At 39.4% G+C, this 26828-nt stretch carries 24 protein-coding genes and 1 other annotated feature; of the genes, 17 read left to right on the top strand and 7 right to left on the bottom strand.

What is annotated here, in order from left to right; translation table 11 throughout:
• From IGI96_RS04480 to IGI96_RS04440, 9 genes are read left to right on the top strand one after another with little or no spacing between them, the layout of a single operon-like run.
• Entirely contained in the window at nucleotides 1-4455 is a 4455-nt protein-coding gene (locus IGI96_RS04480) for a phage tail tape measure protein (RefSeq protein WP_438784852.1), read from the top strand.
• A gap of 11 nt (nucleotides 4456-4466) precedes the next feature.
• Nucleotides 4467-5306 (top strand): phage tail domain-containing protein, encoded by an 840-nt coding sequence (locus IGI96_RS04475; RefSeq protein WP_438784851.1) that lies wholly within the window; start codon nucleotides 4467-4469, stop codon nucleotides 5304-5306.
• Between the two features lie 16 nt (nucleotides 5307-5322).
• On the top strand, nucleotides 5323-10065 hold the full coding sequence (locus IGI96_RS04470; protein WP_438784850.1) for a phage tail protein: 4743 nt from the start codon (nucleotides 5323-5325) through the stop codon (nucleotides 10063-10065).
• A 10-nt stretch (nucleotides 10066-10075) separates the two neighbouring features.
• Nucleotides 10076-10486: a DUF1617 family protein gene (locus tag IGI96_RS04465; protein ID WP_438784849.1), complete on the top strand. Its 411-nt coding sequence runs from the start codon at nucleotides 10076-10078 to the stop codon at nucleotides 10484-10486.
• Nucleotides 10487-10528: 42 nt separating this feature from the next.
• Nucleotides 10529-10783: a hypothetical protein gene (locus IGI96_RS04460; protein WP_438784848.1), complete on the top strand. Its 255-nt coding sequence runs from the start codon at nucleotides 10529-10531 to the stop codon at nucleotides 10781-10783.
• Between the two features lie 35 nt (nucleotides 10784-10818).
• Nucleotides 10819-11109, top strand: a complete 291-nt coding sequence (locus tag IGI96_RS04455) for a hypothetical protein (protein WP_438784847.1) — start codon at nucleotides 10819-10821, stop codon at nucleotides 11107-11109.
• 1 nt (nucleotide 11110) lies between these two features.
• The gene (locus tag IGI96_RS04450) at nucleotides 11111-11356 is read left to right on the top strand and encodes a phage holin (RefSeq protein WP_438784845.1); all 246 of its coding nucleotides are present in this window, start codon (nucleotides 11111-11113) and stop codon (nucleotides 11354-11356) included.
• Between the two features lie 40 nt (nucleotides 11357-11396).
• On the top strand, nucleotides 11397-11564 hold the full coding sequence (locus IGI96_RS04445; RefSeq protein WP_438784844.1) for a hypothetical protein: 168 nt from the start codon (nucleotides 11397-11399) through the stop codon (nucleotides 11562-11564).
• The gene (locus IGI96_RS04440) at nucleotides 11561-12589 is read left to right on the top strand and encodes an N-acetylmuramoyl-L-alanine amidase (protein ID WP_438784843.1); all 1029 of its coding nucleotides are present in this window, start codon (nucleotides 11561-11563) and stop codon (nucleotides 12587-12589) included. Before IGI96_RS04445 ends, IGI96_RS04440 begins: the two co-directional genes overlap by 4 nt.
• A gap of 149 nt (nucleotides 12590-12738) precedes the next feature.
• Here IGI96_RS04440 and IGI96_RS04435 read toward each other — a convergent pair whose 3' ends face one another.
• The 4 genes from IGI96_RS04435 to IGI96_RS04420 all read right to left on the bottom strand — a co-directional run bounded on the left by IGI96_RS04435 (nucleotide 12739) and on the right by IGI96_RS04420 (nucleotide 14844).
• Nucleotides 12739-13296 carry a GNAT family N-acetyltransferase gene (locus tag IGI96_RS04435; protein ID WP_252712662.1) on the bottom strand — a complete coding sequence of 186 codons (558 nt, stop codon included), beginning with the start codon at nucleotides 13294-13296 and terminating at the stop codon, nucleotides 12739-12741.
• A 17-nt stretch (nucleotides 13297-13313) separates the two neighbouring features.
• On the bottom strand, nucleotides 13314-13496 hold the full coding sequence (locus tag IGI96_RS04430; protein ID WP_137264353.1) for a hypothetical protein: 183 nt from the start codon (nucleotides 13494-13496) through the stop codon (nucleotides 13314-13316).
• A gap of 239 nt (nucleotides 13497-13735) precedes the next feature.
• Nucleotides 13736-13885 (bottom strand): hypothetical protein, encoded by a 150-nt coding sequence (locus tag IGI96_RS04425; protein ID WP_438784842.1) that lies wholly within the window; start codon nucleotides 13883-13885, stop codon nucleotides 13736-13738.
• 14 nt (nucleotides 13886-13899) lie between these two features.
• The gene (locus IGI96_RS04420; protein WP_438784841.1) at nucleotides 13900-14844 is read right to left on the bottom strand and encodes a hypothetical protein; all 945 of its coding nucleotides are present in this window, start codon (nucleotides 14842-14844) and stop codon (nucleotides 13900-13902) included.
• A gap of 540 nt (nucleotides 14845-15384) precedes the next feature.
• On the opposite strand from IGI96_RS04420, the gene IGI96_RS04415 reads away from it, so the two are divergent.
• Nucleotides 15385-17004: an ABC transporter ATP-binding protein gene (locus IGI96_RS04415; RefSeq protein WP_086337862.1), complete on the top strand. Its 1620-nt coding sequence runs from the start codon at nucleotides 15385-15387 to the stop codon at nucleotides 17002-17004.
• Nucleotides 17005-17028: 24 nt separating this feature from the next.
• Here IGI96_RS04415 and IGI96_RS04410 read toward each other — a convergent pair whose 3' ends face one another.
• Complete coding sequence (locus IGI96_RS04410) at nucleotides 17029-17604, bottom strand: helix-turn-helix transcriptional regulator (RefSeq protein WP_086337863.1); 576 nt, start codon at nucleotides 17602-17604, stop codon at nucleotides 17029-17031.
• 552 nt (nucleotides 17605-18156) lie between these two features.
• Here IGI96_RS04410 and IGI96_RS04405 point away from each other — a divergent pair.
• The 6 genes from IGI96_RS04405 to IGI96_RS04380 all read left to right on the top strand — a co-directional run bounded on the left by IGI96_RS04405 (nucleotide 18157) and on the right by IGI96_RS04380 (nucleotide 23830).
• Entirely contained in the window at nucleotides 18157-18756 is a 600-nt protein-coding gene (locus tag IGI96_RS04405) for an MptD family putative ECF transporter S component (protein ID WP_016609843.1), read from the top strand.
• The gene (locus IGI96_RS04400) at nucleotides 18753-19454 is read left to right on the top strand and encodes an energy-coupling factor transporter transmembrane component T (RefSeq protein WP_086337864.1); all 702 of its coding nucleotides are present in this window, start codon (nucleotides 18753-18755) and stop codon (nucleotides 19452-19454) included. The genes IGI96_RS04405 and IGI96_RS04400 overlap by 4 nt, the downstream gene beginning before the upstream one ends.
• Nucleotides 19451-20887, top strand: a complete 1437-nt coding sequence (locus tag IGI96_RS04395) for an ABC transporter ATP-binding protein (RefSeq protein WP_086337865.1) — start codon at nucleotides 19451-19453, stop codon at nucleotides 20885-20887. Before IGI96_RS04400 ends, IGI96_RS04395 begins: the two co-directional genes overlap by 4 nt.
• A 141-nt stretch (nucleotides 20888-21028) precedes the next feature.
• Nucleotides 21029-21736, top strand: a complete 708-nt coding sequence (locus IGI96_RS04390) for a response regulator transcription factor (RefSeq protein WP_008379528.1) — start codon at nucleotides 21029-21031, stop codon at nucleotides 21734-21736.
• The gene (locus IGI96_RS04385) at nucleotides 21726-23084 is read left to right on the top strand and encodes a sensor histidine kinase (RefSeq protein WP_086337866.1); all 1359 of its coding nucleotides are present in this window, start codon (nucleotides 21726-21728) and stop codon (nucleotides 23082-23084) included. The genes IGI96_RS04390 and IGI96_RS04385 overlap by 11 nt, the downstream gene beginning before the upstream one ends.
• A gap of 107 nt (nucleotides 23085-23191) precedes the next feature.
• A complete protein-coding gene (locus IGI96_RS04380) occupies nucleotides 23192-23830 on the top strand; it encodes a PepSY domain-containing protein (RefSeq protein ID WP_086337867.1) in 639 nt (212 codons plus the stop codon).
• Between the two features lie 68 nt (nucleotides 23831-23898).
• On the opposite strand, the gene IGI96_RS04375 is transcribed toward IGI96_RS04380, so the two are convergent.
• Both IGI96_RS04375 and IGI96_RS04370 read right to left on the bottom strand, forming a co-directional pair.
• On the bottom strand, nucleotides 23899-24069 hold the full coding sequence (locus IGI96_RS04375) for a hypothetical protein (protein ID WP_008379536.1): 171 nt from the start codon (nucleotides 24067-24069) through the stop codon (nucleotides 23899-23901).
• Nucleotides 24070-24159: 90 nt separating this feature from the next.
• On the bottom strand, nucleotides 24160-24594 hold the full coding sequence (locus IGI96_RS04370) for an acyl-CoA thioesterase (protein ID WP_086337868.1): 435 nt from the start codon (nucleotides 24592-24594) through the stop codon (nucleotides 24160-24162).
• A gap of 189 nt (nucleotides 24595-24783) precedes the next feature.
• Nucleotides 24784-24991: a binding site (T-box leader), on the top strand.
• Nucleotides 24992-25525: 534 nt separating this feature from the next.
• On the opposite strand from IGI96_RS04370, the gene hisS reads away from it, so the two are divergent.
• Nucleotides 25526-26824 carry a histidine--tRNA ligase gene (gene hisS, locus IGI96_RS04365; protein ID WP_060791494.1) on the top strand — a complete coding sequence of 433 codons (1299 nt, stop codon included), beginning with the start codon at nucleotides 25526-25528 and terminating at the stop codon, nucleotides 26822-26824.
• Nucleotides 26825-26828: the final 4 nt, after the last annotated feature.

Raw genomic sequence — 26828 nt, 5'->3', positions numbered from 1 at the left:
ATGTCAGGAAGTATCACTGGATCCATTAAAGCTTTGATTGGAGCTGATACGAGCGATTATAAAAAAGCTATGCAAGAAGTGCTTAGCGTAACGAATACAACAATGGCCCAACTAAACAATAGTACAAATAGTACCGTTTCGAGCGTTGGGAAAACCATGAGTGAGTTGGCTAAGCCAATGCTTAAGAGTGTTTCTAAAGTTGTACCAAAGACGACTGCATTGTTTGAAAAAGCTGGCGGCGGTATTCAACGTATCATTGCTAAAATTGGCGAAAAGCTCCCTGAATCGTTTGATAAGTCATTCAAAAAGATCGCAATGGTTACACAAGAGGGATATTCAGAGGTATCCTCTGGATTTTCAAAGATGCTAAATTATGTCGGTACATCATCAAACGGATTAGGACAAAGGGTAAGTGGTGGCTTTCAATCTATAGCAGATACAGCAAATTACATAGCTGCAAAAGTACCGAATCCTTTTTCGATAGCATTCCAATCAATCGGATTTACTGCAGATAAACTAGGGAGCTTGACTAATAAAGGGTTTCTCAATGTAGCGAGTTCTGCACAACTTGCTAGTAATAAGATTCCTCCATACTTTAGTCAAGCGTTCAGCATGATTGTTTCCAAAAGTTCATCGATGGTTAGTAAAGCAATAACGGGATTAAACAAATTAACGAGCTCGGCAGGATCTACTGCAACAAAAATAATGAATTCACTCTCAAACGGATTTAATAAAGCAGGAACAAAAGCAGCAAATGCGCTTAATGGGATTATTTCTAACACTGACAAAGCGACTTCTACAACAGCCAAGCTTATTAAGCAGGTTGTCGGAGTAAGTGCTGCGTATGCAGCATTAAATGCGGTAAAAAAAGGTATTTCGAGTACCGTATCCAAAGCAGCTGATTTTGAGCAGAAAATGAGCAATATTAAAGCTGTCACAGGTTCGAGTGCAGCAACGATGAAACAGTTTAATGATGCAGCAATCAAAGCCGGAGCTGAAACCGCATTTTCAGCGAGTGAAGCAGCTGATGCGATAGCCGAAATGTCAAAAGCAGGTATTTCGACTAAGGATATTTTAAACGGTGGGTTGACTGGCGCATTAAATTTGGCGACAGCAGGTGAATTAGATCTTAAGAGTGCGGCAGAAATAGCATCAACAGCACTTAATGCATTTAGAAATGATAATTTAACCGTGGTTGATGCGGCGAATCAATTAGCTGGTGCAGCAAATGCGTCTGCAACAGATGTCGGGGAGTTAAAGTATGGACTTTCAATGGTTTCAGCGGTTGCTTCGGGAGTAGGATTAAGCTTTAACGATACGACTAATGCCTTAGCAGTATTTGCGCAAAATGGTCTTAAAGGATCAGATGCGGGAACCTCGTTGAAAACGATGCTCCAAAATCTACAGCCTCAAACAGACAAAGCAACAGCAAAAATGCAAGAGCTAGGCCTAATTACCGAAGACGGGGCAAATCAGTTTTTTGATGCAAACGGGAAAATAAAATCTTTTGCAGATATTTCTCAATTGCTGAAAGATAAATTGTCCGGTCTTACTCAACAACAGCAGCAAGCTGCGCTGAAAACGATGTTTGGGACGGATGCAGTCCGAGCGGCTACTATTGCGATGAATGAAGGCGCACAAGGCGCTGAGAATATGCAGGAGGCCATTAGTAAAGTTACAGCTGCCGATGTCGCAAAAGAAAAGCTAAATAACTTGAAAGGTGCACTCGAAGGTCTTAGCGGATCGTTTGAGACGCTCCAAATCAAATTAGGAACAGCAGTACTACCGTTATTAACAACAATAGTACAAGCTGTTGATAAAGTTGTGGATAAGCTTGGACAGTCTAAAGGAATTGAGGAATTTGCTAATTTCTTTAGCCAGTTAACTCCGATTTTGGATCATTTTGTCAACGGAACAGAACTATCAAGTAATGCATTAAACAGCATGAAAAGTGCAATTGCTGGTATTTTACCAATTGCGGGAATTTTGGGAGGAGCGTTGACTTTAAGTGGCGCTTTACCGGTACTGAGTAAGCTTAATACTGGTTTTATTAATCTGGGTAGCGCTAGTAAAAGTCTTGGTTCTTCTCTTGGTGCTATTGGAAGCAAATTCAATATAACAAACTTTGCTAAAGGATTTGAAACAGCTCGAAGTAAACTAGGGGGGTTCAAGTTAGGATTTCTTGATTTAGGTAAAGCGTTTGATGCTGCCGATTCTGGATTTTTAAAAATCGGTTCAAAAGTAATTGATCTTCAAAATAAATTTCCTAGACTATCTTCTAGTATTGGATCAGTAGGATCCAGTTTTAAGCAAATTTCTAATGTTGGTCTACAAGCTCTCGGAGGTATGACTTCCGCCATGGCAACAATTATGCAAGTTGCCTTAGCAGCTGTTGGACCAGCAGCAATCTTAGGACTTGTTGTTGCTGGACTTGGATTAGTAAATAATCAATTTGGGTCACAGATTGATCAATTGCTAAAAACAGTGACTACCAAAGGACCTGAAATTATTTCAAAACTCGTTTCTGGGATTACATCACAGATTCCACAATTGATAACTAGTGGTGCAAGTCTGATTGCTAAGTTAGCTAATTCTTTTGCAACAATGTTCCCTGTAATTATTCAAGCCGGTGTCGACATTATCGGATCATTAGTAGGTGGTGTAGGTCAAAACCTGCCATCGTTAATTAGCTCGGCATTGACAATCATTACGACTATTTTAGTTTCATTGGCTAGTGCATTGCCACAGCTAATTGTGATGGGGATGCAATTGTTGCTTAGCTTAGTCAATGGCGTAATAGAAAATATTCCACAAATTGTTAGTTCAGTACAACAGATTCTGCAAGCATTTGTGGGGAATATTGTTTCTAATCTGCCACAAATTATCCAGACTGGTATTCAAATTCTATTGAGTTTGATTAATGGGCTCACTCAATTATTGCCTCAAATACTTCCGGTAGCCTTGAACGCTATTTTAACTTTGATCAATGGATTGATGGACAGTATTCCGTTGTTGCTTAATGGAGCGGTACAGATAATTAATTCCTTATGTAACTTTATCGTTCAAAATCTTCCGATGATTTTGCAAGCAGCAGTGCAAATTATCCAAGCTTTGGTTACTGGAATTGTTGATAATCTACCTAATATTATTTCAAGCGGCATCCAGATTATTTTTTCTTTGATCACAACAATCATTCAAATGTTACCAAGTATCTTAGCTGCAGGTTGGGAAATAATAAAATCACTAGCGTCTGGTGTAATAAAGGCAATTCCTAATGTTTTGCAAGGCGCTTGGGATGGCATAAAGAATGGATTTAGTAGTTTATGGGATACAATTACTGGTAAATCGAAAGAAAAAGGCAATGAATTAGCTACGGACACAAAAAATACTACGGATTCTGTAGCGTCTGATTTTGACGTTATGAGTTCTGAAGCTAAGTTATCGATGGATAGCTTAGAACAAAAGACATCCGAAATTAGTAGTTCTATTTCTTTTGATTTGTCTAGCGGTGCAGATACGGCTAAAAACAATGTAACGGGTAGTTATTCCGATATGGCCATGTCTGCAGCAGACATCATGGATGGATTTGATTTTGATGTTTCTAGTGCGATGAACAGTGCGACCCAAAATGCCACAGATGCAGCTAGTGCTATGCAATCGAATGTTAACGCAAGTGCTTCAAATATAAATCAAGGATCATCTAAAGAAATTACTTCAATGGCTAGAAGTGTCGGGCAATCGTTACAAAATATGGAGCAAACAGCTAGTAAAGCAATGCAAAATGTTTCGAACGTTGTCAATAAAGGGTTTTCTAGCGTAAGTAAAGCAAGTGCACAGTCAATGAGTCAAGTAACTCGATCAATAAGCAGTGGTGTCTCTCAAATGGTATCAACATTTACCAGTGGGATTAATAGGCTTATACCTATAGCAGTCAATACATCTTCGAGAATTGTATCAACTTTTTCAAGTCTTAGATATCAGATGAATAGTATCGGTTACTACGCAGGTGCAGGGCTTGCAAGCGGCCTCTCGAGTTCATCAGGATATATTTATAGCGTAGCGAATAACATTGCTTACAATGTACGTAGGACGCTTCAACAAGCATTAGATGTTCATTCGCCTTCACGAGTTACTACATGGATCGGTGAGATGGTCGGTAAAGGATTAGGAGTAGGGATGCAATCTATGTTTGGTTTTGTAGCCAAGCAAGCTAATGAATTCAGCTCTATAATCAAAGCGCAACAGTACCAAGCAGAAGCAGTTATGGTTGGTGATACTACTTTCACTAATAAAAATATCAGTACCTTGACTGATGAAATGGATCGAGATATCGCAGAATCAGAACTCAAAAAAGATGAAATCTATGTCCACAATGAAATTGTTGGAGATAAGATTTACACGACAGTTAAACGTAAAGAAGCAAGAGATCAAAATAAGGATGCTTATTTTAACTAAGGAGGAAATTCATGGATGCTATAATCACAAAAGATGGAGATGAAACGAAACTTTCCTCCATCGGTTTGCTTGTCACTGATTTTCAGGACAGTTCCCCTTCTATAACTGTAAATAAAAGAGAGGTAACAAATCGAAGCGGCTATATTTTTTCCGGGGCGGTTCATAAAGAAAAACGTATAGTTGTTTCTGGTGTTTTTGTTGTTCAAAATGCATATGAACTGGAAGAAAAGAAGGATCAAATCAACGGGCTTATCAGCAATGATGAGCCTTTTTATATCACCAAATTATTGCCTACTACCGGATTGTATGATTTTGAATTACCCGGTCAAAAAACAAGCGATTTAAATTTACTTACTATTCCCCACCAAGCGTATAAGTATCGCTATAAAATTATTGTAGAAAATGAAATTTCATATACATTTGTTGGATTATCGGCTGCAGGCTTAAGAATGAAATTTTCATTTGAGGGGAGAACAGCAGAACTCCCTTACGGGGAGACAGTTCCTAAGACAATTACTATTTCAACGCAAATTGATTATGCAGGTACAGCAAAATGCAGTCAATTAGAATGGCCCTGGGTGATGAAGTTAATAGCAACTGCGGTTCAAGATGAAGAAATCAATGTGACAGTTGGAAATAGGACGTTTATTTATCACACAACAACTCCTATAGAAATCGATGACATCTTATTGATTAAAGGAGTGGAAACGACACTAAATTCATTGAATGTTAATGATAAAACGAATTATGAACACTTTATCCTGTACCCGTCTACAAGTAAAAAAATTGATGTAACAACAAATTTTGAGGGAGTTATCCAACTGCTTAATTTTGTTGAACTTTATAAGTGAAAAAGGGGGTGATAAGGTGATTCATTTTATTGATGAGACTGGAAAGCAACATGTAGCAATTGCAGAGTGTCAAAAAACGAAAGGTGTAAATGGAGAAAAATCTTTATCTGGTACTATCTACACAAATAATGAGGTTTTAGAAGGGATTGGCCGAGGTTGGCGCATTCAATTTGAAGATGATACATATTGTTTGATATATGTTAATCCTATTGATGAAGGTAATCGTATTATTATTGAGTTTGATGCTGTCCATGAATTTTTTTTCGATATGAAAAAATCTTGCGTATACGGTGAATTAAGCGGATCTAATACCGCAAAATCATACCTCGACTTTATTTTTGAAGATAGTGACTACGATTATAGATTAGAAGTTACTGTACCAGCTTTCGAAAAAGAAAATTTCGGTATGAAAAATCGCTTAGATCTATTCAAAGACTTTATTTCTTCAACAGGAGTAGAATTTTCTGTAAGTGGAAAAATTGTACGGATCTTGGAAAAAGTAGGAACAAATCTTTCAACGATTGTTAAGAAAGGATTCAATCTGAATCAGTTAAGAATTGAGAAAGATTCGAGCGAATTCATCACATATCTAAAGGGATATGGAGCTTTTATAGATCCGGAAGATGAATCACAAGGAAGATTAGAGGTCGAATATTTAAGTCCTCTGGCGGATATATACGGGGTACTTGAGGGCGATCCAATTATTGATGAACGTTATAGTATAGCAAATAACTTTATTGAGAGATTAAAGAGCGAAGTTGAAGAATCTTATACTTTAGCTGTTTCTATTGATATGGAGGATTTGACTCAAGCTGGCTATGAGTATGATCAGCCTCACGAAGGCGATTATATCATGGCAATTAATAAAGATCTTGGATTTGAACAAAAAATTCGAATTATGTCATATACCACTAGTTATGATACTGAAGGGAATATTATTGATCACGATGTATCATGTGGCTCTGAGAATATTATCCAAAAGAGTATTAGTCGAGAAAATAAATACAGAAAAGAAGTTCAAGAGGGGATAAAAGATGCAGTAAGTACTGCAAATCTAGCTTGGATATCTGCAGACGGTAAAAATAAAGTGTTCCAAGGAACAGATAGACCAACTGCCGCAAATAAAGGGGATATTTGGTATCAGGTAGATGGTGAACAAACTATTATGAATTATTGGAATGGGTTTGATTGGGTACCGTTTATTAATCCTGATGAAGTACAAGAAGCAGTAGATCAAGCCAAACAAGCAGGAGAACAAGCACAAGCTGCAGCTGATCAAGCAGGAATAGATGCATCAACCGCTTTAAGCAATGCAAACATTGCAGTAAATAAAGCAAATGAAGCAAGTTCAAAAGCTGATCAATCAAATATAGCAGCAAATCAAGCGAAAACAGATGCGGCATCCGCAATAGCGAATGTGAGTACGGCTGTACAAAATGCTCAGTTGGCTATAACCAATGCGCAAAATGCATTGAACGCAGCAGTTAGTGCTCAAAATGATGCGCAGGAAGCTATCGATAAATATGAAGAATTAGGTATGTATCCAGCATGGGCTTGGTCGGAAGATGGGACAGATCGCTTTACAACGCAGTATCCGAACGAAAATGGATTTGCTAATTCTGAATCACCGGCACCTTTTAAGTCGTATTCAGGTACAGCTGTAATCAAGACAGATAATGTATCTGTACCAGAATGGGGCGCTACTAATGCCGTAGGCTATAAAGTTACCGGAGGTACTGCTACGATTTTGGGTACACTTCATTCTGGAATGCCAAATGCGATAGTTGGAGAAACTCATGACTACGATTTATCTATCTATGTTAAAAATACAGGTACGACTAATATTTTAGTATCAGGAAATATAACGTCAGCAGTTCTTGTAGCACCGGGTGAGGCTAAGCGTTTAACATGGGTTATTAAGAATTATTCACATTCTACCGGCGCAGTTCGTCAATTTGTATTTAATAGACAAAACACAACAGATGAGGCTAATTTTGTTGTATGGCATGCTAAGATTGCGTATGGATCATATACAAGTATTTGGACACCAAGGCCCGTTGATGACTTTGCGAATGCTTATCCAACTTATGTTGGGTTTAGCAACGAAAAATCAACAAATCCAGCTGATTATATTTGGATTAAAGAGCCTAAAAAAATTGATAGTGAAGTAAAAGTTGAATTGAGTGAAATCAACGGTGAACTTTCAAGAAAAGTAAGTCAAGATACATTTAACATCCTCGAAGGAACTGTAGAAAATCATACGACTGAGATCACTCAGAATACCAATGCAATCACTCAAAAAGCTGATTCAAGTACAGTTAATACTTTGACTGGAAGAGTTTCAACTGCAGAAGGTCAAATCACAACGATTGCAGGGCAAATTGAACTTAAAGCTAATAAAACAGATGTGGAGACAGTTAGCGGAAAAGTCACTTCTGTTGAATCGACATTAACTACTCAGGCGGGTCAAATAACTGCGCTTAATACAAAAACTGATGGACACGCTACTCAAATCGGTAGTCTACAATCTAGTTACTCTGGGCTAAGCAGTACGGTTAGCAGTGTAAGAACCGATCTCGATAATCTATCGGTAGGTGCAAGAAACTATCTTCCAAACTCCGAGTCTCCTAAGTTTGACTCTTACCTAGGTTCTAGCATTACCTATACAACAGGTGTAGCAGTTGACGAGTGGAAGGCTACTAACGCAGTTCGTCACGAAGTATCTGGAGGGACTGGAGGAACTACTGCCGGAACTCTTCGTGCAAATCGTCTTGTCGCAGCTGGTGTTAAGTATATTCATAGTATATATATCAAGAATGAAGGAACGACCACCGTTCGTATTAGTAACAATCTAAGCAAATATATCAACGTACCTGCTGGGACAACAACTCGATTAGTGTTCGAGCCGTCAGCGCACACAGCTGGAACAGCGGCCATGCAATTTGTTTTACATCGGATTAATGCATCGGATGTTCAGAAATTTGTCGTATGGCATGCGATGATTGCAGAAGGAACAGTTGTAAATGATTGGGTACCAGCACCTGAAGATTTAGCGACGGTTTCGGCGATGTCTAACTTAACTCAGACGGTAGAAACTATCCAAGCCACAGTTGCTGACAAGGTAAGTCAAGCCCAGTTTACGATCTTAAATAATCAAGTTACAACTACGGTAAGTGATGTGTCGACACTGGGCGGTAAACTAGACTTAACGGATGTAAAAACACGTTTAGCAGGGGGGCTAGTGATCACAGATGATCCAGAATTTCGAAAAGGAAATAATGGAATAACGACATATAATAATAGTGGAAATGGTAACGTTGTGGTAGAAAGACAAAGTGTTCCTGCTTCTAGCGGAGGAACACAACCGACTACATCTGATTATCGAATGATGATTACAGTGACAGGGACGGCTTCACCTGGTTTTGGCGGGGTGGTAAGGCTTGCGAACGCAAGGATTAATGCCAAATTTGTTGTAAGATTTATTGCTAATTTACCTTCTAGTCGGTCTTTTGCTCATAGTTATAATTCGTTGGGAACCCAAGGTAAAGTCACCTGGCTGACAGACCGTATCGGAAGAGGAACCTGGACGGAATATATGTATTTAGTCGAATGTGGTACAGGTGGAACCTTTAGTACATTTGGACACTTGTATGTTACTAATGGGGAAACTCCTACAGTAGATAATCCACTAAAATGGTATCTTGCTCGATATGAGATTATAGATATTACTCAGGCTCAACAGACACAGATCACACAGTTATCTGATTCTATCAATCTGCGAGTAGAGAAAAATGATGTGGTTAATCAAATCAATATCTCAACAGAAGATATCTTGATTGCAGGTAATAAGATTCGTATTACAGGTCAGACGACAATTGATAACGGAGTAATCAAAACTGCACAAATTGCAGATCTTTCTGTATCAACTGCTAAAATTGCAGATGCAGCAATTACAAACGCAAAAATCGGCAGCATATCTGCTAACAAAGTTACTACAGGTACGTTAAATGCGAGTAATGTATCAATTATTAATATGAATGCAGCAAATATTACGACAGGATATTTAAGTTCAGATAGAATTCAAGCAAATAGTATTACTGCGGATAAACTTGCGGCAAATGCTATCATGGTTGGATTGAACAGTTCTTTGAGCTCTTTACAATTATCTTCAACGTCTATTACATTTTCGAAAAGTGGGACAAAAACTAGTGCTATCACAGATCAGGGACAGGAGTTTTGGTATGGCACAAGAAAAATAGGATATTTAGGATCAACAAGTAAAGTCGGAAATGCAGATGTTCGAGGAATTGCAATGAATTTAGAGGATACCGGAGATTTTATGACATGGGGATATAAAGAAACGGCAAGTAGTTCTTCCTATACAGCGATGTTGACGTTAGATCCAAAAGGGAAATTTACAGATAGTTCAGGATTAAGCATTGACGTTACGGCATGGATGGAAAAAATAGAAGGTAAAGGTGGCACACTAGAAATTGGCACCCCAGGAGCTTATCAGTCCGTAAAATTTTGCGTGACTACGTATAATAATACTAAATATCCAGCTCTCCTGAATGAAAGTGGAGATGTTGGAGTGTTTTTTGGAAGTACGGAGCTTTACTTAGTAAGGAATAATACTGTCTATTCTCTGAATAACATTATAACGGTAACTGGAGCTTTAAAAGGATTAGGAACTGTAAGTATTCCTACAAGAATCAATTCTGATGGCACTGTACAAAATTGGAAGAATATTACTTTATAGGAGAGAAATCATGGAGATCACAGTGAAAAATAAAGAATTACATTTAGCAATTGAATTTCTTGAAAAGATGGAGCTTTCTGCAAGAGATAGCCGACATCGAACAAAATTAGTTAATTTACTTAGAAATGCATTTGTTGAGTTGATTGATGAAGAGAAAAAATTGTTAAGTAAATTTGGATTGTTAGATCAAGAGGGACAAATTAAACCTGAAAATGAACAAAACAAGCAGGATGTGATAGCTTTTAACAAAGAACGTGGGGTTTTAATGGAAGAAGAGATTGTGATTGAAGGCGGTATGTATGCAAAAAATATCGACGAGCTCCCACGAATCTTAGGGAGTTATGAAGGAATACTTTCGGGAAAGGATGCCGAGATTTACGATCGGTTATTAGATGAGTTTGAAAAAAAGGATGCTGAGTAATCAGTGTCCTTTTTTAAATAAAAAATATTGGAGGAATCTATTATGACACTAAATATTAATAAATCAATCAGTATTACAGGCGGATCGGTAATAAATGGGCAACGAATTGTGTATTTGTCAGCGAATGTAACAACAGATACGGCTGGAAATACGAATATTAATCAATCAATTGAAAATCAAGCAGTTTATCGTCAGAACAAGGAAGAATGCCGAAAAGATATAGATGCATTTCAAGATGAGGTTTGGAAAGTTGAAGATGAATTGTTGACAGAGTCTACAGAGAAAAATGAAATGTAATTCTACGTTATTTGGTCAAAAAGCAGGTGAGCAACATGTGGATTGTAGATTTTTTTACATTTGTTAAAGAGTGGTGGTTTTTAATCGCATTGATTGGCAGTGGCGTCGTATCTTTTGTCAAAGGTATTCACGGTATCAATAAAACTTTAACGGATATTTTATATCAATTAGAAGGCTTTGGTGAAAAACTAAACAGCTTTGAACAAGATCGGAAATTGATGTACGACGAAATCAAAAAACATGACAAACGATTAGACGAACACGAACTAGAACTAGCACGACATGAAGAAAAATTGAAGACTTTGTTTAAAGGAAGAGGTGAATAACATGAAGTTAACAAACAAGCAATACAATTTAGCCAAAAAAGTGTTGACTGTTGGGGTGCCAGGAATCACGGCATTTATCGTAACTTTAGGCGGTTTATATGGATTCTCAACAGAAATCATTGTTGGAACGATCACGGCTGTTGCGACGCTAGCAGGTGTCTTTCTGAATATTGCAAGTGGTCAATACGAAAAGGAACAAACGTCTGATTATGGTGACGGGCAAGAGTTCACTGAGAAGAAGGAGTAGCCAATCGGCTGCTCTTTTTTATAAGAAAGGATGATGAAACATGAAAAATACAATTAATGTAACTGCTAATGTGATTGGGATTGAAGAAGCAACAGAAAAAGTAGAGAAGTACTTAAAACTATTGAAAGAAGCTGAAGCATTAGCAAATGAATTAGCGGCAATAGAATTTTCAGTTGTAATTAACAATGTAAAGGAGAATGAAAAATGAGTATTCAATCAGTACATGCTGGACATGGTGGCCGAAAAAATGGAAGCTCTTGGACAGATCCGGGAGCGATTGGATGTGGTTATAAAGAAGCAGATGTCGCTCGCACGATCACAGCTATGATGGTAAAGAAAACAGGCGTTAAAGATGTCACTGACAATACAGGAACAACTGCAAATGCGATCGTAAATAATGTTGCGAATAATATTAATAAGTGTGCGGATGGTTGGCATATCTCTAATCATTTGAATGCCTTTAATGGATCAGCAACAGGAGTAGAAGTATTGTACGGGTCGCTAGATAGTAAACCTACTGCAGCAAAATTATCAGCTGCAATTGCTAAAGCTTTAGGTTTGGTTGACCGAGGGGCGAAAGATGGTACATGGTTAGGAATTGCACGTAATTCGGGATCGGGAAAGAAAGTTCTTTTGATTGAATGGGGCTTTATCGATAACAAAAAAGACATGCAAGCATTGATGGCGAAAATGGAACAAGGAGTAAATGCAGCATTACAAGTATTTGGATATCAGACAAATATTTCTAATTCAAAACTATCTGTATCAGCAAATAATACTGGGATTACAGTTAAAACTAAATATGCGGTTGGATCTACTGTGAAAGTAAAGAAAAGTGCGACACACTATTTTACCGGAGAAAAAATTGCAGATTTTGTGAAAGGGTCATCGTACAAAGTAAAACAGGTAAAAACTGTCAATAAATCACGTTCACAGTATGCATTTTTATTAGATAAAATTAATAGCTGGGTTTTGGGACAAGATTTAGAATCTATTTCATCTTCTAATGCTAGTAAGAGTAATTTGAAAGGTTCTAATCTGCCCAATAGAGGTGCTTACAAGTTTACAGAAAATACAAATATTCGAGCTGCAGCATCGACATCATCAGCTATTGTAGGATCGTATTCTAAAGGTGAGACAGTTAATTATGATTCAAAGGTGGTTGCTGGTGGCTATGTTTGGCTAAGTTGGATTGGTGCGTCAGGTAATCGGAGATATGCAGCGGTAGTATAAAAATATTTTACTGTTGATAATTAGATTGTATCTAATATGGTCAAGGCATTGCAACGAGCGCTTAACTATAATAAACTATCTTGGTAAAACAAAAAGCCCGCTTCGGCGGGCTTGTACATAATAAAAAAAGATATTCAAGGGAATATCTTTTAATCTTCGATAAAAAGCTGATTAGTTGTGTAGGCCATACTAATGTTACAATCTCTAGTTTCACCAGTTTTTTCAAATCCTATTTTTTTATAGAAATTCTGGACATCTTTTTCACTTTGAACTGTGATTAAGCATGAGCCAACATGAGGCAAAATTGTATATTTTATAAACGAAAAAATATAAAACATTAAATTGATACCATAATTCTGTTTTTGTAGTTCTTTTTTTACAGCAAAATGATGAATTTGAATCCCTGGTATAGACTGTCGTTTTACAGGATTATCCCATTTTTTTAAATTTTTATGTATGTTTGACTTATTAGTAACCAGAACTCTATCAGTTGTTAAGGTGAAATACCCCACTAATTGTTTGTTACCTTTAATTTCCATAAAAAATAGAAAAGTTTTTGTAATGCCAAATAGTAAATCTTCTAGAGCATCATTTTTCAAGTAATCATCAATATGAGGTTTTCCACAAGAAAAAGCCTGTACTAAGGCTTTTTCTTCGTCATCAATGTTTGAAATCTTCTTAATTTGTACTTCATTATCAATAAACATATGATTTTAGTAACCTCTTAGATTTTGTAAGATTTTCCATCGATATTGAGTGTTTTAATAGCATTCACTCTTTTTGCTGTTTTTTTTGCATTTTCATTTGTAAATTGTTTATCTTTGCCAAAAATACTATCCATAAATCGGTTATAGCTTTTAGAGTCAGTAAAAACCATTTCTGTACATTTGATAGATGTATTGGCCATATTATTTCTCCCCTTTCTATTGTATTAAGAATATCATCGGTAAAAAAAATAATCAATAATTTTTCATCGCCTAAAGACTACTTGTTGATTTTACTGAAAGCGCTGATTTTTGATAAGATCGATATTGAAAAAGTTTATTTCATGTTTTATAATCTGTTTATCCAATTTAATTTTTTCATAAAGTCCCTTTAAGGGTCCCACTCTTCGGAGTGGGTATTTTTGTGTATTATCAGTTCTATTCATTCATTTTTAGCAAGATTGTAAATATGTGTTAATAACAATTCAACGTTGTCAACATCTATCAAATTTAGACCGGCTTGTTTGACAAAATCATTCACATTATCGCTTTCTATAGCTCTTTGATAGAGCTGTAGAAAGCGATAATTCATTTATTTTCTCCTTCTTAGTTCGCGTATTTTGCAAGTTTTTCCGCTTGATATGAAATAGTGTAGTCATTCCATGCTTGATTTTCATCATCAAGCACATTTCCTTTTTTGTCTGACATGACAAAGTCTTTATCAATTTCGCTATATTCTTCATAAAATTTAGTGAATTTAAAATCGTAGTCTTGTTTTTCTTCTTCGTCAAGTTCTTCCCAAACTTCTACCGCTTCTCTAATAATCACATCAATATATTCTGTTGCTTCAATAACTCTATTGTCATTGACATTTACATAGTATTGCATTTGTGCTGTTTGTTCAGCAACTTCAGCAAGTGCAAGAGAATTTTTCCCAAGCCAACTCAATTCGCCAGACTTATATTTTTGTATTGTACGTTCAGAAACACCAGTTTTTTTCGAAATTTCTCTCGCTGTCATAGTTTTTAACATTTCTTCTACATGTTCAGTATTGATAATCATTTTCTTATTCGCTTCTTTCAATTCATTTAATTTGTTTTGTTCTTTATCGATGATTGTATGCGCTGTTTCCCATGACGCAGCATCATCTTCAAGATATAAACGCTCTGCATATTTGATACTTTGTTTTGTTTCAGTGAATTCTTTGTCATCGACAACAAGAGCTTTATCTTCTTCAACAGTTACTAAATCAGAAAATTCAGTGCGTTCAACATAACCTTCGAATTCAAAAATATTGTAAGTATCGATTGTTAGCTCGTAAATATCGTCATCTGCTAACTCGTCATAACATAATTGCAAATCGATGTAATGACTATTGATTCTTTTGCCTACGACTTTATATTCGTTACCGTTTTTTTCGATTTCAAAAGCACTGTTCGCAGTAGTAGAATAGCGATCGTTTTTCACAACATATTTCTTAACAGCAGCCTCGATAACATTTTCGATTTCTTTCACATCTGTATTTTTGTTGAATTTAATGATTGCTCTCATGTTGATTCATTCCTCTCTCTTATTTATGATCTTATTATATACCCTTATTAGGGTAATATCAATAGTTAAATACCCTAATCGAGGTATTTTTTAAAATAAAAAAGCTCTCGAAAGAGCCTATCAAATCTTATTAATTACTCAAATTATTTAGTAATACATCCCCTTAAAGCGCCCCACGCTATATGTTTTTTGACCCAGATTTGACCCAGAATAATTTTAAATTCAGTTAAATTATTCTGAATGATTGCATCCTAAAAGCTTGGTTTATCAGCATGATTCAAGTGTATTAAATCATATTCAAGCTATTTTCTAGCTGACCAAGCAAAAGACGCTTTAAACAAATAATCAATCGTTGGCAACAACGTTAGCCCCGCTCTTTGAGCGGGGTTTTTTTGTTTTTTCTCGATGACCGAAGAATGGTTTCTCACTATCTTTCATATGTTTCTTTCCATTAAGCGAAAAATAGATTATACTTTTGAAAGCGTTTGTTTTATTTACCTTACGATTTTTCCACGAACACTGCAGCAAAAGGAGCATACGATGGCAATTGATTTATGGCGGCATTTTAAAAAAGGATTGACGGTATATGTTGGGATTGGAATTGCGGTCTCATTTTTGAGTGCCGCGAATGTTTTTTATTTTCAAAAACTACTCGATTCATTTGGCAAGACACTTGATTGGCCAGTTGTTTTTATCTATGGGTTAACGCTAGTACTGGTACCACTTTTGTCCTATCTCGAGCAGAAACCAAAAACAACATTGTACAACAGCATGTATTTCTATCTCAAAGAACAAGCTTTAGTAAAAATCAGCAAGATTGCCTATTCCGAATACTTACAGATCGGCTCTGGAGCACTCTTACAGAAAACCGAAGCGGGAGCAACGGCAGGCAGAAATATCCATTTGAATTTTTACGGACGCTTGTTTAAAGAATTGCTTCCCGAAACACTGTTTAACTTAGCTTTTATTGCTATGATCGATAAAAGATTGATTCCAGCGATCCTTATAGGCTATCTAGTGGTGTTTATCGTGACCAATCTGCTTTTGAAAGTTTTACGCTCTCTTAAAGAACGTGCGCTAGTTTCAGAAGAAACCATGAATAGCACCTTTATTCGCGGACTAACGGAAATGGTCACGTTTCGGATCAATAAACGGTTTGAAAAAGAGATCGCACAATATAAAAACATGTCTGCTGACACAACAGAACGTTTGACAAAAATGACGATGATCCATGAGTTTTTCTTTGGTTTTTTTGCAGTTTTAGTCGCATTGATCAAAGTCGCAATTGTGGTACTGGCATTTACAAATCAGATTACGGTCAGTTTGGGCGGTTTAGCAGCACTGATTATTTATGTGGATCGAATCTACACGCCTGTTGCAATATTTAACGTGATTTTTGTTCAATACAACTTAGATAAAGTTGCCTTTGCACGGTTAAACGAATTTTTCTATCTGCCAGAGGACAAAGCATTAACACAAGGCGATGCATTGTCTGAGACCATCAACTGCATCACAGTTAAGGATCTATCCGTCACACTTCAAGAAAAGCAAATCTTAACCAATAGCACACTGGAGCTGAAGCGGGGAGCGATTTATGGGTTAGTAGGAGAAAGCGGCGCAGGAAAATCAACGCTGGTCAAAACGATTTTAGGCTTGTATCAGCCGACGACCGGTGCGATCCTGATCAATCACAAAAATTTAGCTGCTTACAACTTAAATGATTTCTATGAGCATATCTTTTATCTATCGCAAGATGCCCCAATCTTCCAAGGAACGCTGAAAGAGAATATTATTTTTGATAAGGAAATCGCAGACGAGGAAATCATAGCGGTATTAGAAAAATGTCAATTAGGCGCATTCTATCAGGCACTCAAGGGAGGACTGTCTGCTGAAATTGGAGAAAAAGGAGCCAACCTTTCTGGTGGGGAAAAACAGCGGATCGCTTTTGCCCGATTGTTTTTCACAAACGCAGAAGTCATTGTCCTTGATGAAGCCACATCTGCTTTAGACGAAACAACAGAAGAAAAGCTTTTTGCAGCGATCAAAGACCAATTGAAAAATAAACTAGTCATTATGATCACCCATCGCCCGCAAAATTTGATTTATGCGGATGAGATCATTGAATTGAAAAAAACACAGGTTGAAGCGGCTTCATCATAAAAGCAGCTTCAACCTGTGTTTTGATCAGCGCATCAGTAAATGCGGCAGTGTACTAAGGCATGCGATGATACCGACGATCAAGGTAAAGACCACGACGATGACTGCTGTTGAAAGGAAATCTTTTTTGACGTCGCGCTTTATCCTAATGGCATCGAGGTCTTGATTTTCCATGAAGGCAACGATCTCTTTATACGTTTTGATATTTTGGGTTTTCTTGATTTTTTCGATCTTTAATGCGGCATACATGGAGACGAGCCAAAAACATAGAGGCGGGACAATCCACCAGTATCCGGGTAAATAAAGAGCAGGCCCAACAGAGAGTGCGGTCAATAGTATAAAAAGCAGCATCATTTTTGTGTAACGATCCATTTCTGTTTTCTCAATCGTTTCTTTCATTTGTTCAACATCCCCTTTGACTAATTCATCTAAAGAAACATCAAATAGAACACTGAGCAATAATAAATTGTGAACATCAGGATAGCTTTTTTCATTCTCCCAATTGGAGATCGTTTGTCGGGAGACATAGAGTTTTTCTGCCAGCCCTTCCTGAGAGAGACTTAATCGTTCCCGATGTTTTTTTATTTGTTTGCTTAAGTTCATTTTATCCGCTCCTTCTACCATTAGTTTAGGCCAATGTCTGCATTCTAACGATCAAATGTCTTTGACAATACCTTGAAATCAAGTGTCAAAATGTTTTTACAGTTGGGTTTGGGGTGTTTACATAGCGGTACAGCGTTGATTTTCTTCCGTTAACAAGCGACGGTCAACTTGGTTATTGTTTTTTTTTAGACATACCTGCTGGTTTCTAAAAAAAAGAAAAAAGATGGCGAGTCTTTGCTGATTTTAAGTGTTTGTCCTTGTCTATTATTCATTAATTTCGCAAAGATGGGAAGAGGAGAAAACAACTAAGCGTGTGAAAGATTCATTTTTCCATTAGTGATTCTTTAAAGGTACCTGTGTGTTGAAATGGAGCCATTCAGAAGACACCTCTATTTGTTGGTTCTGTTTTAGAAGAAAATCGACTGTTGGTAAGCATATCTCCCCATAAAAACGTCTGCTTTGTGCTATACTGAGGCTTTGTAAAAATAAGTTTGTACAAGCAAGCAGCAACGATTTTTTCATTGATTGCTTGCAAGAAGGAGCGAATACGCAGTGAAAAAACTAAAGGTTCAAGATTTAATTGCAGTAGGGATCTATACAGCGATCTATTTTCTTTTAATGAGCGTCTGTCTATTGATTTTGCGTTTTGTGATCCCAGGTTTTCATAATTTATTTATTCCAGCAGTCACCGCTTTGTTTTCTGGCATTATCTATCTGATTTTATTGAATAAAGTACCGAAATTTGGCGCAATCACCATTATGGGTACCGTGGTAGGGCTCTTTTTTTTGATTTCAGGACATTTTCCATTGGCCTTTTTGCCCAATATGATTTGTGCCTTAGCAGCTGATTTGATCCAATACAAAACAAAGCTCAAAGAGAACGTTCGCGTACTGGCGAGTTATATCGTCTTTAGTTTTGGCTTGATGGGTCCGATCTTACCCCTGTGGTTTATGAAAAATGCCTACATCGATTCATTAGTGGCTCGTGGAAAAGATGAAACCTACATTGCCGGCGTGTTTGCTCATACCTCCAATTTGATGTTAGGACTTTGTGCACTGGCGGTTTTGATTGGTGCGGTGGCTGGTTTAGGTATCGGCAGTCGCTTGATGGAAAAACATTTTCAACCAACGATCCAATCGCATAAAGGGTGAGGAATGTGTCGAAAACAAGGTTTGATCCCCGCAGCAAATTAGCGGTGATTCTCTTTGCTAGTTTTACTATGATGGTGACCATCAGCTGGATCGATGAGTTTGCCTTTGTCACTTTCTTACTGCTACTATTTATAGTCAGCGGCTTTTGGAAAAAAGGCTTGCTGCTCTATGGCGTGTTTGTTTTGCTGACAATGGCAGATAGTTTCTTGTTTCGCCAAGGCAACCACGCATTGATCGTGTTGCTGGATTTCTTTTCCGTCGGTTATCGCCGCTTATTACCAACGATCATGGCGGCGGCTTTTGCCATTAGCGGGACGAAAAACAGTGAGTGGATGGCTGCGCTGCAAAAAATGCACGTGCCCAACGTATTGTTAGTTCCTTTGGCAGTCTTATTTCGTTTTTTTCCCACATTGGTACAAGATTTCAAAAGTATTCGCCAAGCGATGCGCTTTCGCGGCATCTCGCTGTCGGCAGGTTCTATCTTGCTTCATCCGCTGCAAAGTGCGGAGTATTTTTTGATCCCATTACTGATGTCGGCTGAAAAGACCGCAACCGAACTGTCGGCTACGGCGCTGGTTCGCGGGCTAGCATCAGAAACTCCCCATACCACCGTCCACGAACTGAAGCTGCGCTGGTGGGATGGCTTGGTCTTTTTAGCATTATGCGGCTTTATCGTGAAAAGGATGTGGCTTGGATGATCACATTAGAACAAGTGTCAGTGAAACGAGAAAATCGAACCGTATTATCTGAGCTCTCTTTGACGGTCGCAGCTGGGGAAGTCATCGTTTTGTGCGGCGCTAGCGGCAGCGGAAAATCGACCTTGCTCAATGTTTTGAATGGCTTGATCCCTGAGCTGTATCCCGCCGAAGTGCAAGGAAAGATCCGTGTCGGAGAAACAGACTTGCCAGTTGCCGATTTCTCCCATTATGCCCAGACGATTGGCGTCGTCTTTCAAAACCCCAAGACGCAATTTTTCACCACGGATGTCTATTCGGAGTTAGCTTTTTCGATGGAAAATGCGGGCGTCGCACCAGAAAATATTCGGCAGCGAATCACCGAAGTAGCACAGCAGTTTTCCCTGACCCCGTTGCTTGATGCTAGTGTCTTTGACCTATCTGGTGGGGAGAAGCAGCTGATTGCTCTCGCTGCAGCCACGATGTTGCCCCATGATGTGTTCTTATTGGATGAGCCTTCCAGTAATTTGGATCAAGAAGCGATCCAAAAGTTGACTCAAGGATTGGCTTCTTTAAAACAACAAGGGAAAACCATTGTGATCGCCGAACACCGCTTGGCGTATTTGGCGCCACTGGCAGATCGCTTCTGTCTATTAGAAGCAGGACGATTGCGGGCGTCTTATCCAGCAGCTCAGCTTTTGTCACTGCCCGAGGAGGCAATTCACGAGTTGGGATTGCGAAAAGTAGGCGAGGCGGCATTGGAAACTCAGCACTGCCGAGAATCTTTGCCAGAAAAGACTGGATTAAGGGCAACGCATCTGCAGATCAAGCAATCGAAACGCTCAGCAAACAGCAGAAATTGGGCGCTCAACTTGCCTGAACTACAATTGCCGACGAAGCAAGCGGTGGGGATCGTTGGACCAAATGGTGCTGGCAAAAGTACGTTGGTGCAAGTCCTGTCAGGATTAAAAAAATGCCCAGAAGCAGTATTTACCATCAATGGACAAAAGCGGACCCAAAAGCAGCTGCTGCAGGAAAGCTTTCTTGTGATGCAGGATGTTAACTTGCAGCTGTTTTTTGAAACAGTGGAAAAAGAGCTGCTGATCAAAGCCCAAAACCCAGCGCGTTTTGAAGAAATTGTTTCATTGTTGCACTTAACACCACTCCTTGCCCGACATCCGCAAACCTTGTCAGGTGGGGAAAAACAACGAGTTGCCATCGGCAGTGCCCTGCTTTCTGGTAAACGCTTGTTGTTTTTCGATGAACCAACGAGTGGGTTAGATTTGCAGCAAATGGAAGAAGTCGTAAAACTGTTGCGAACAGTCGCTAAAGAAGTTGATCTGTTAGCGGTGATCAGTCATGATCGTGAGTTTTTAGCTGAAACATGTCCTTACGTGCTTCAACTCCAACAAGGGGAACTCGTTGGCACGTATCAGCTAGCAAAAAATATGGAATAAATGAAAGACGGAGTGGACCTGGGTTCATGCCGTCTTTTTTGGTTGAACATGAAAAAATCTTCATGATTTTTTTCTTTCAATCAGTTAGGAAGTTTTGAAAAAATCCGTTATGATAGAAGCAAAACAGGAGGAGGAGCGCATATGGCCTTGAAGATCTTGCTAGTAGAAGACGAAGAAAGTTTAGCCAGTTTTATTCAGACCGAATTGACTTTTGAGGGATATGACACGGTCTGGGCCAAAGATGGGCAAGAGGCATTGACCTTGTTCAATCAGCAAGCAAATGCCTTTGATCTGATTTTATTGGATTGGATGCTGCCAATCTATGACGGCATCACAGTGGCGCGGCGGATACGCAAAGAAAGCGACATCCCGATTTTGATGATGACCGCCAGAAATCAAACCGCCGATGTGGTGACGGGGCTGGATGTCGGATTAGATGATTATTTAACGAAACCTTTTGAAATCGAAGAACTGTTTGCCAGAATTCGGGTGATCGAGCGGCGGTTGCAACGAGAAGCCAAACAACAAAAGAACCAGCAAAACCAATTAGTGGCGGGGGAGCTGATGATGGACATCGCCAAGCACTTGGTTCAGGTTGCCGGTGAAACCATTGAGTTGACGCCCAAAGAGTTTGGGATTTTATATGAATTGATGAAAGAACCCGAGGTCGTCAAAACGAGAGATGACCTATTGAATGAGATTTGGGGCTATGAATACGACGGCCAAACGAATGTTGTAGATGTCTATATCCGCACACTGCGGAACAAGCTGGATGTTTGCGGCAAAGGCAAAATGATCGCAACCGTTCGTGGATTAGGCTATGTCTTGAGGACCGATCATGAAGAATAAGCCAGCCAACCAACGTAGAAAAACAGCCCAATTTCAATTGACGAGCCGCTTTTCCTTGATTCTCTTTGGTCTGCTGATTCTCTTCAATCTGCTGTTTATTTTATTATCCGTAGGTTATTTGTTTGAACATATCGAAAATCGTGCCAGCAACATCCTTGAAGCCATCGAAAAAGGTGAGGCATCAGGGGATGCCTGGGACTTTCTCGTCAATGCCTATGTCTCGGCAGATGAAGAAGACGCCCTGCAAGTGATCTTAGCCGATGGCAGTGTCGTTTCATCAGAAGATGCGGAAGAGATTTTTGCCGATATCAATCAAGGGCGAGTGATTCCTTTTCTCGAAGACATCGTTTTTACAGAGGAGGGCATCTATTACACGAAAACCCAAGAAGTCGATGGGGATCAGGTGACGATCGCTATCAATGGGGAGGATAGTGTGGAATTAGCCTATGGACTCTTTATGATCAGCAGTTTCTTGAATCTGATCGCTGTTGTCGTGGGCAGTCTGCTGATTTATTGGAGTGTCGGGAAATGGAGTCAGAAGCTTACGGGTATGGCGCAAGAAATTGCTGCGATTGAACAAAGTCGAACAGGAGAACTGACGGTTTCTGAAGAGCCCATCGAGATTCGTTCAGTGGCATTGGCCTTTAATAAATTATTGAAAGAACAGCGAGAGACGATCGAACGGGAAAAACGGTTCGTTGCCGATGCTTCCCATGAGCTGCGAACACCTTTAGCTGCGATTCGCGGACATGTCCAATTGATCCAGCGGCGTGGAACCAAACATCCCGAAGTCATTCCTTCCTCAATGGCGTTTATCGACAAAGAGTCGAAGCGTTTGGAAACATTGAGCAATCAATTGTTGGACCTAGAAAAAAATCAATCCCAAGATGAAATGACCCTCGTTGATATTTCCCAGATCGTCCGAGAAGAGTGTGAAAAACAAGCGACGATCGTTCCGCAATCGATTGAATATTTTGTGGAGAACCAATGTATGAAACGTGGGCATAAACGTGACTTCCAGCAAATCATCCAAAACCTGTTAGAAAATGCCGCGAAGTATTCACCTGCCGATCAGCCGATTCATGTGACCTTGACGCAAGAGCAGACACAGATGTCTTTGACCGTCGCCGATTTTGGCATTGGGATTCCCGATGATAAGAAAACCTTGATTTTCGAACGGTTCTATCGAGTAGAAGATTCTCGTTCCAGTCAGATTGCTGGTTCAGGCATCGGGCTTTCATTGGTAAAACAGCTGGCAGACAAGTATCATGCCAAAATTACCGTGACAGACAATCAACCGCAAGGCAGTATCTTTAAACTTGCCTTTCCAAATGAAAGAGAAAGATGAAGATTTTTTTAGATTTTCTTCAAGCATTTTTGATTCTTTTTCATGAGGAACTTGTTATTCTAAATATATAGAAAAAAGGAATACACAAACAATTGGAGGAATGAAACATGAAAAAAACAACTATTTTATTCGGAATTGCCGCATTAGGATTATTGGCAGGATGTACACAAAACAACACGGGAAATTCAGAACCTGTGCAAAACAGCAGCTCAAGCACAACAGTTGCCTCATCGAGTGAAACAACGTCGTCACAAGCAACAGACAGCTCTTCAAGCAGTGCAGCGATCGCCAATGGCGGCTTACCTACGGTGACCGTAGAAGAAGCGATCCAAATATTCCAAGACAAATACCCAGATGCAGCGATCACTTCGATTGATTTGGATACTTCTTTTGGCAATTACTTCTACCAAGTAGAAGGCGTGGATGACACGAATGAGTTTGAATTAAAGATCGATGCAGAAACCAAAGAAACTTCTGAAGAAAGAACGGAAAAATTGGATGCCGATGAACAAAACGGTGTCAAAAAAGATGCCGATCAATTGGACCTAACCAACTTGCTTTCATTGGAAGAAATTTCTGATATCGCCGTGAAAGAAGCTGGCGGTGGTCAAGCAACAGATTGGTCATTAGACAAAGAAATGAATGTAACCTATTGGGAAGTCAAGGTAGAAGATGGCAACAAACAAACAGATGTGAAAATCAATGCCCAAACAGGTGAAGTACTAGAAACCGAATTGGATGACTAATCCTGTTTTGCAGTAAAAAAGATAAGCCGCTATCGTCTATGCGCAAAAGACGATAACGGCTTATTTCTTTACGTATGCTGTTTGACTTCAGTTAACGGTTTGACGCGACCACCAATTTTATCTGCAAATGCTTCGGACTGCTTCCGATCTTCAAAGACCCATAACTTGTCTGGAATTTTTTCACGAGTGCGACGACCATCTTTGCCAATGTAACCATGCAAAACTTTAATCACGTACATCGCCATCATCCTTCCCTGAAATTACTTTTGATTATACGAAAGCCGTTTCAAAAAGCAAGGATTTTGACTTAAATGAGTGATCAGAATTGATTATTCCCCTGACAGGGCAGCATAATCAGCAAATCGTTGATGGATTTCAGGAAAACTACGCTTCAGATGCACGATGCGATTGGTCTCTTTTGCTAAAAAACAATGCTTTGAAGTCCCCGTCGTTGCCAACTGACCATCACTAGTTTTGTAGATCTCATAGCGAAAATCCAAACGCGTGCCAGTATATTTGTCGACCAAAACATCGATTCGCACCTCATCTTCGTAGCGAATCATCGTTTTGTATTGCGCACTGACTTCCAGCACGGGAACGATCAAGCCCGCTTCTTCGATGGTATGATATGGTAAATCCAAAAACGCGAGTAATTCCACGCGGGCTTCTTCAAACCAGCGGATATAATTGGCGTGATGGATGATCGCCATTTGATCGGTCTCATAGTAGTGTGGTTGACGGATATAGCCTGAATATAAAGACATAAAAACAGCTCCTTTCATAGAAACAAAACCTTCGTTATTCAGCATAACGCAAAAAGGAAGAAAAGCAAACAGAAGGAGAGCTTCTTTGCGTTGGCCACTAGAGAAAATGCTACTAGAGATCAGCGGAGTGAAAAAGACAGTGAAACACCTTGACTTTTTCATAGCTTTCTTGTAGTTTATAGATAATATCAAAAATCAGTGAAGGATCGAGTACTTTATTCTACTCCTTAAAAGAGAAAACTGCCCCGGCTGAAAGCAGTTTAGGACGTGTAAAGGAAAGACAATCTGGAGATGAACAGAAGAAAAGCTGTTCCGTGACCGAGCGTTAATCGAGCGAAGGAGAAGAACATTTCTCGAATTTAGGTGGTACCGCGTGTAATCAAAACTCGCCCTTGTATAAAAAAACAAGGGCGAGTTTTTTGCTGTGAATCACTGCGACTGGTCCGCAAAGCGGAACAGAGCAGATGATGAACAGTACTAGGCGAGTGTAGGGAGCGTAGTAACCGAACTAGGAATCACTATGATTGGCTTGCGGAGCAAGACAGAATAGATGATGAAGAGTACTAGGCGACCGTAGGGAGCGTAATAACCAAACTAGGAATCACTGGGATTGGCTTGCGGAGCAAGACAGAATAGATGATGAACAGTACTAGGCGACGTAGGGAGCGTAGTAACCGAACTAGGAATCACTATGACTGGCGTAAGAAGTGAGACATGAAAGCTGTACTTGGCATTTTTTGCTTCGTTCAATTGCAGTCGAAGCCAACGAAATGATGACCAGCAACTAACGGCAAAGAGCGCAATAACCCAAAAGTCAAACACGAGAACAACCCACCCACATCAATGAGCAACAAGCAATAGGTGAATAAGCAAACAAGCAATGAAAGCAAAGAACATGGGCAACCATGAAACAAATAGGAGGATGCATACGATGAGTTACCAACGTCCAAAAGGAACCAACGATATTTTGCCAGGAGAATCCGAAAAATGGCAATTTGTGGAAGAAACAGCACGCTTAGTGTTTCGCGATTATCAATTCAACGAAATTCGGACACCGATTTTTGAGCACTTTGAAGTGATCGCCCGCAGTGTCGGGGACACAACGGATATCGTTTCAAAAGAAATGTATGATTTCTACGATAAAGGAGAGCGTCATGTGACGTTGCGTCCAGAAGGCACCGCACCGATCGCTCGTTCTTATGTCGAAAACAAACTATTCGGACCAGAACATACGAAGCCTTATAAAGTGTTTTACATGGGACCAATGTTCCGTTATGAACGTCCGCAAAAAGGCCGTTTGCGTCAATTCCACCAAATCGGTGTCGAAGTTTTCGGTTCAGCAAATCCAGCGACCGATGTTGAGACAATGGCGATGGCAATGGATTTTTATCGTCAATTAGGACTGAGTCAATTGCGCTTGGTCATCAATTCATTAGGCGACAAAGAAACACGCCAAAACTATCGGCAAGCGTTGATCGATTATCTAGCGCCCCATGAAGCGGAGCTTAGTGAGGATTCAAAACGCCGCTTGCATGAAAATCCTTTGCGGGTCCTTGACAGTAAAGATAAGCGTGACCAAAAATTCGTGGCGGATGCACCATCGATCCTAGACTACTTAACACCAGATGCCAAGGCACATTTTGAAACCGTAACGAGTATGCTGGATGCGTTGGAGATCCCTTATGAGATCGATTCAAATATGGTGCGCGGTCTGGATTATTATACTCACACGATTTTTGAGATCATGAGTGAGGCACCAAAAATGGGGGCGCAAGCCACCATCTGTGCCGGCGGTCGTTACAATCATTTAGTGGAAGAGCTAGGCGGACCAGAAACACCTGGTTTTGGTTTTGCTTTGGGGATCGAACGTTTATTGATCACTATGGAAGCTGAAGAAGTTGTGATTCCTGCTTTGAATGAGTTAGATGCGTATGTGGTTGGTTTGGGACAAGAAACCAATTTAGAAGCGCTGAAAGTCGTGCAAGCGATTCGTAATTTCGGTTTTTCTGCCGATCGTGATTTCATGGATCGTAAAGCCAAAGCCCAGTTCAAATCTGCTGATAAGCAAGGGGCACGGTTGGTTCTGACTCTAGGCGAAACAGAATTAGCAGAACAAGTGATCAATATCAAATCCATGGCAAGCCGTGAAGAAAAACAATTTCCGTTAGCGGATCTTTATGCCCGCTTCGATGAGATCTACGATGAAATGACAACCAAAATGTTTGAGTGAGGAG

The sequence above is a fragment of the Enterococcus sp. DIV0421 genome, assembly GCF_051713745.1.
Classification (GTDB): Bacteria; Bacillota; Bacilli; order Lactobacillales; family Enterococcaceae; genus Enterococcus_D; species Enterococcus_D casseliflavus.
This window is presented reverse-complemented; position numbering and strand designations above follow the sequence as displayed.

Coding starts and splice junctions, on each gene's coding strand:
- IGI96_RS04370 (WP_086337868.1), bottom strand. CDS start 24,594: ATGTCTTTATATTCAGGCTATATCCGTCAACCACACTACTATGAGACC.
- IGI96_RS04395 (WP_086337865.1), top strand. CDS start 19,451: ATGATCACATTAGAACAAGTGTCAGTGAAACGAGAAAATCGAACCGTA.
- IGI96_RS04475 (WP_438784851.1), top strand. CDS start 4,467: ATGGATGCTATAATCACAAAAGATGGAGATGAAACGAAACTTTCCTCC.
- IGI96_RS04410 (WP_086337863.1), bottom strand. CDS start 17,604: ATGAACTTAAGCAAACAAATAAAAAAACATCGGGAACGATTAAGTCTC.
- IGI96_RS04460 (WP_438784848.1), top strand. CDS start 10,529: ATGACACTAAATATTAATAAATCAATCAGTATTACAGGCGGATCGGTA.
- IGI96_RS04390 (WP_008379528.1), top strand. CDS start 21,029: ATGGCCTTGAAGATCTTGCTAGTAGAAGACGAAGAAAGTTTAGCCAGT.
- IGI96_RS04425 (WP_438784842.1), bottom strand. CDS start 13,885: ATGAATTATCGCTTTCTACAGCTCTATCAAAGAGCTATAGAAAGCGAT.
- IGI96_RS04450 (WP_438784845.1), top strand. CDS start 11,111: ATGAAGTTAACAAACAAGCAATACAATTTAGCCAAAAAAGTGTTGACT.
- hisS (WP_060791494.1), top strand. CDS start 25,526: ATGAGTTACCAACGTCCAAAAGGAACCAACGATATTTTGCCAGGAGAA.
- IGI96_RS04415 (WP_086337862.1), top strand. CDS start 15,385: ATGGCAATTGATTTATGGCGGCATTTTAAAAAAGGATTGACGGTATAT.
- IGI96_RS04420 (WP_438784841.1), bottom strand. CDS start 14,844: ATGAGAGCAATCATTAAATTCAACAAAAATACAGATGTGAAAGAAATC.
- IGI96_RS04455 (WP_438784847.1), top strand. CDS start 10,819: ATGTGGATTGTAGATTTTTTTACATTTGTTAAAGAGTGGTGGTTTTTA.
- IGI96_RS04465 (WP_438784849.1), top strand. CDS start 10,076: ATGGAGATCACAGTGAAAAATAAAGAATTACATTTAGCAATTGAATTT.
- IGI96_RS04435 (WP_252712662.1), bottom strand. CDS start 13,296: ATGTTTATTGATAATGAAGTACAAATTAAGAAGATTTCAAACATTGAT.
- IGI96_RS04440 (WP_438784843.1), top strand. CDS start 11,561: ATGAGTATTCAATCAGTACATGCTGGACATGGTGGCCGAAAAAATGGA.
- IGI96_RS04375 (WP_008379536.1), bottom strand. CDS start 24,069: ATGTACGTGATTAAAGTTTTGCATGGTTACATTGGCAAAGATGGTCGT.
- IGI96_RS04480 (WP_438784852.1), top strand. CDS start 1: ATGTCAGGAAGTATCACTGGATCCATTAAAGCTTTGATTGGAGCTGAT.
- IGI96_RS04385 (WP_086337866.1), top strand. CDS start 21,726: ATGAAGAATAAGCCAGCCAACCAACGTAGAAAAACAGCCCAATTTCAA.
- IGI96_RS04445 (WP_438784844.1), top strand. CDS start 11,397: ATGAAAAATACAATTAATGTAACTGCTAATGTGATTGGGATTGAAGAA.
- IGI96_RS04430 (WP_137264353.1), bottom strand. CDS start 13,496: ATGGCCAATACATCTATCAAATGTACAGAAATGGTTTTTACTGACTCT.
- IGI96_RS04380 (WP_086337867.1), top strand. CDS start 23,192: ATGAAAAAAACAACTATTTTATTCGGAATTGCCGCATTAGGATTATTG.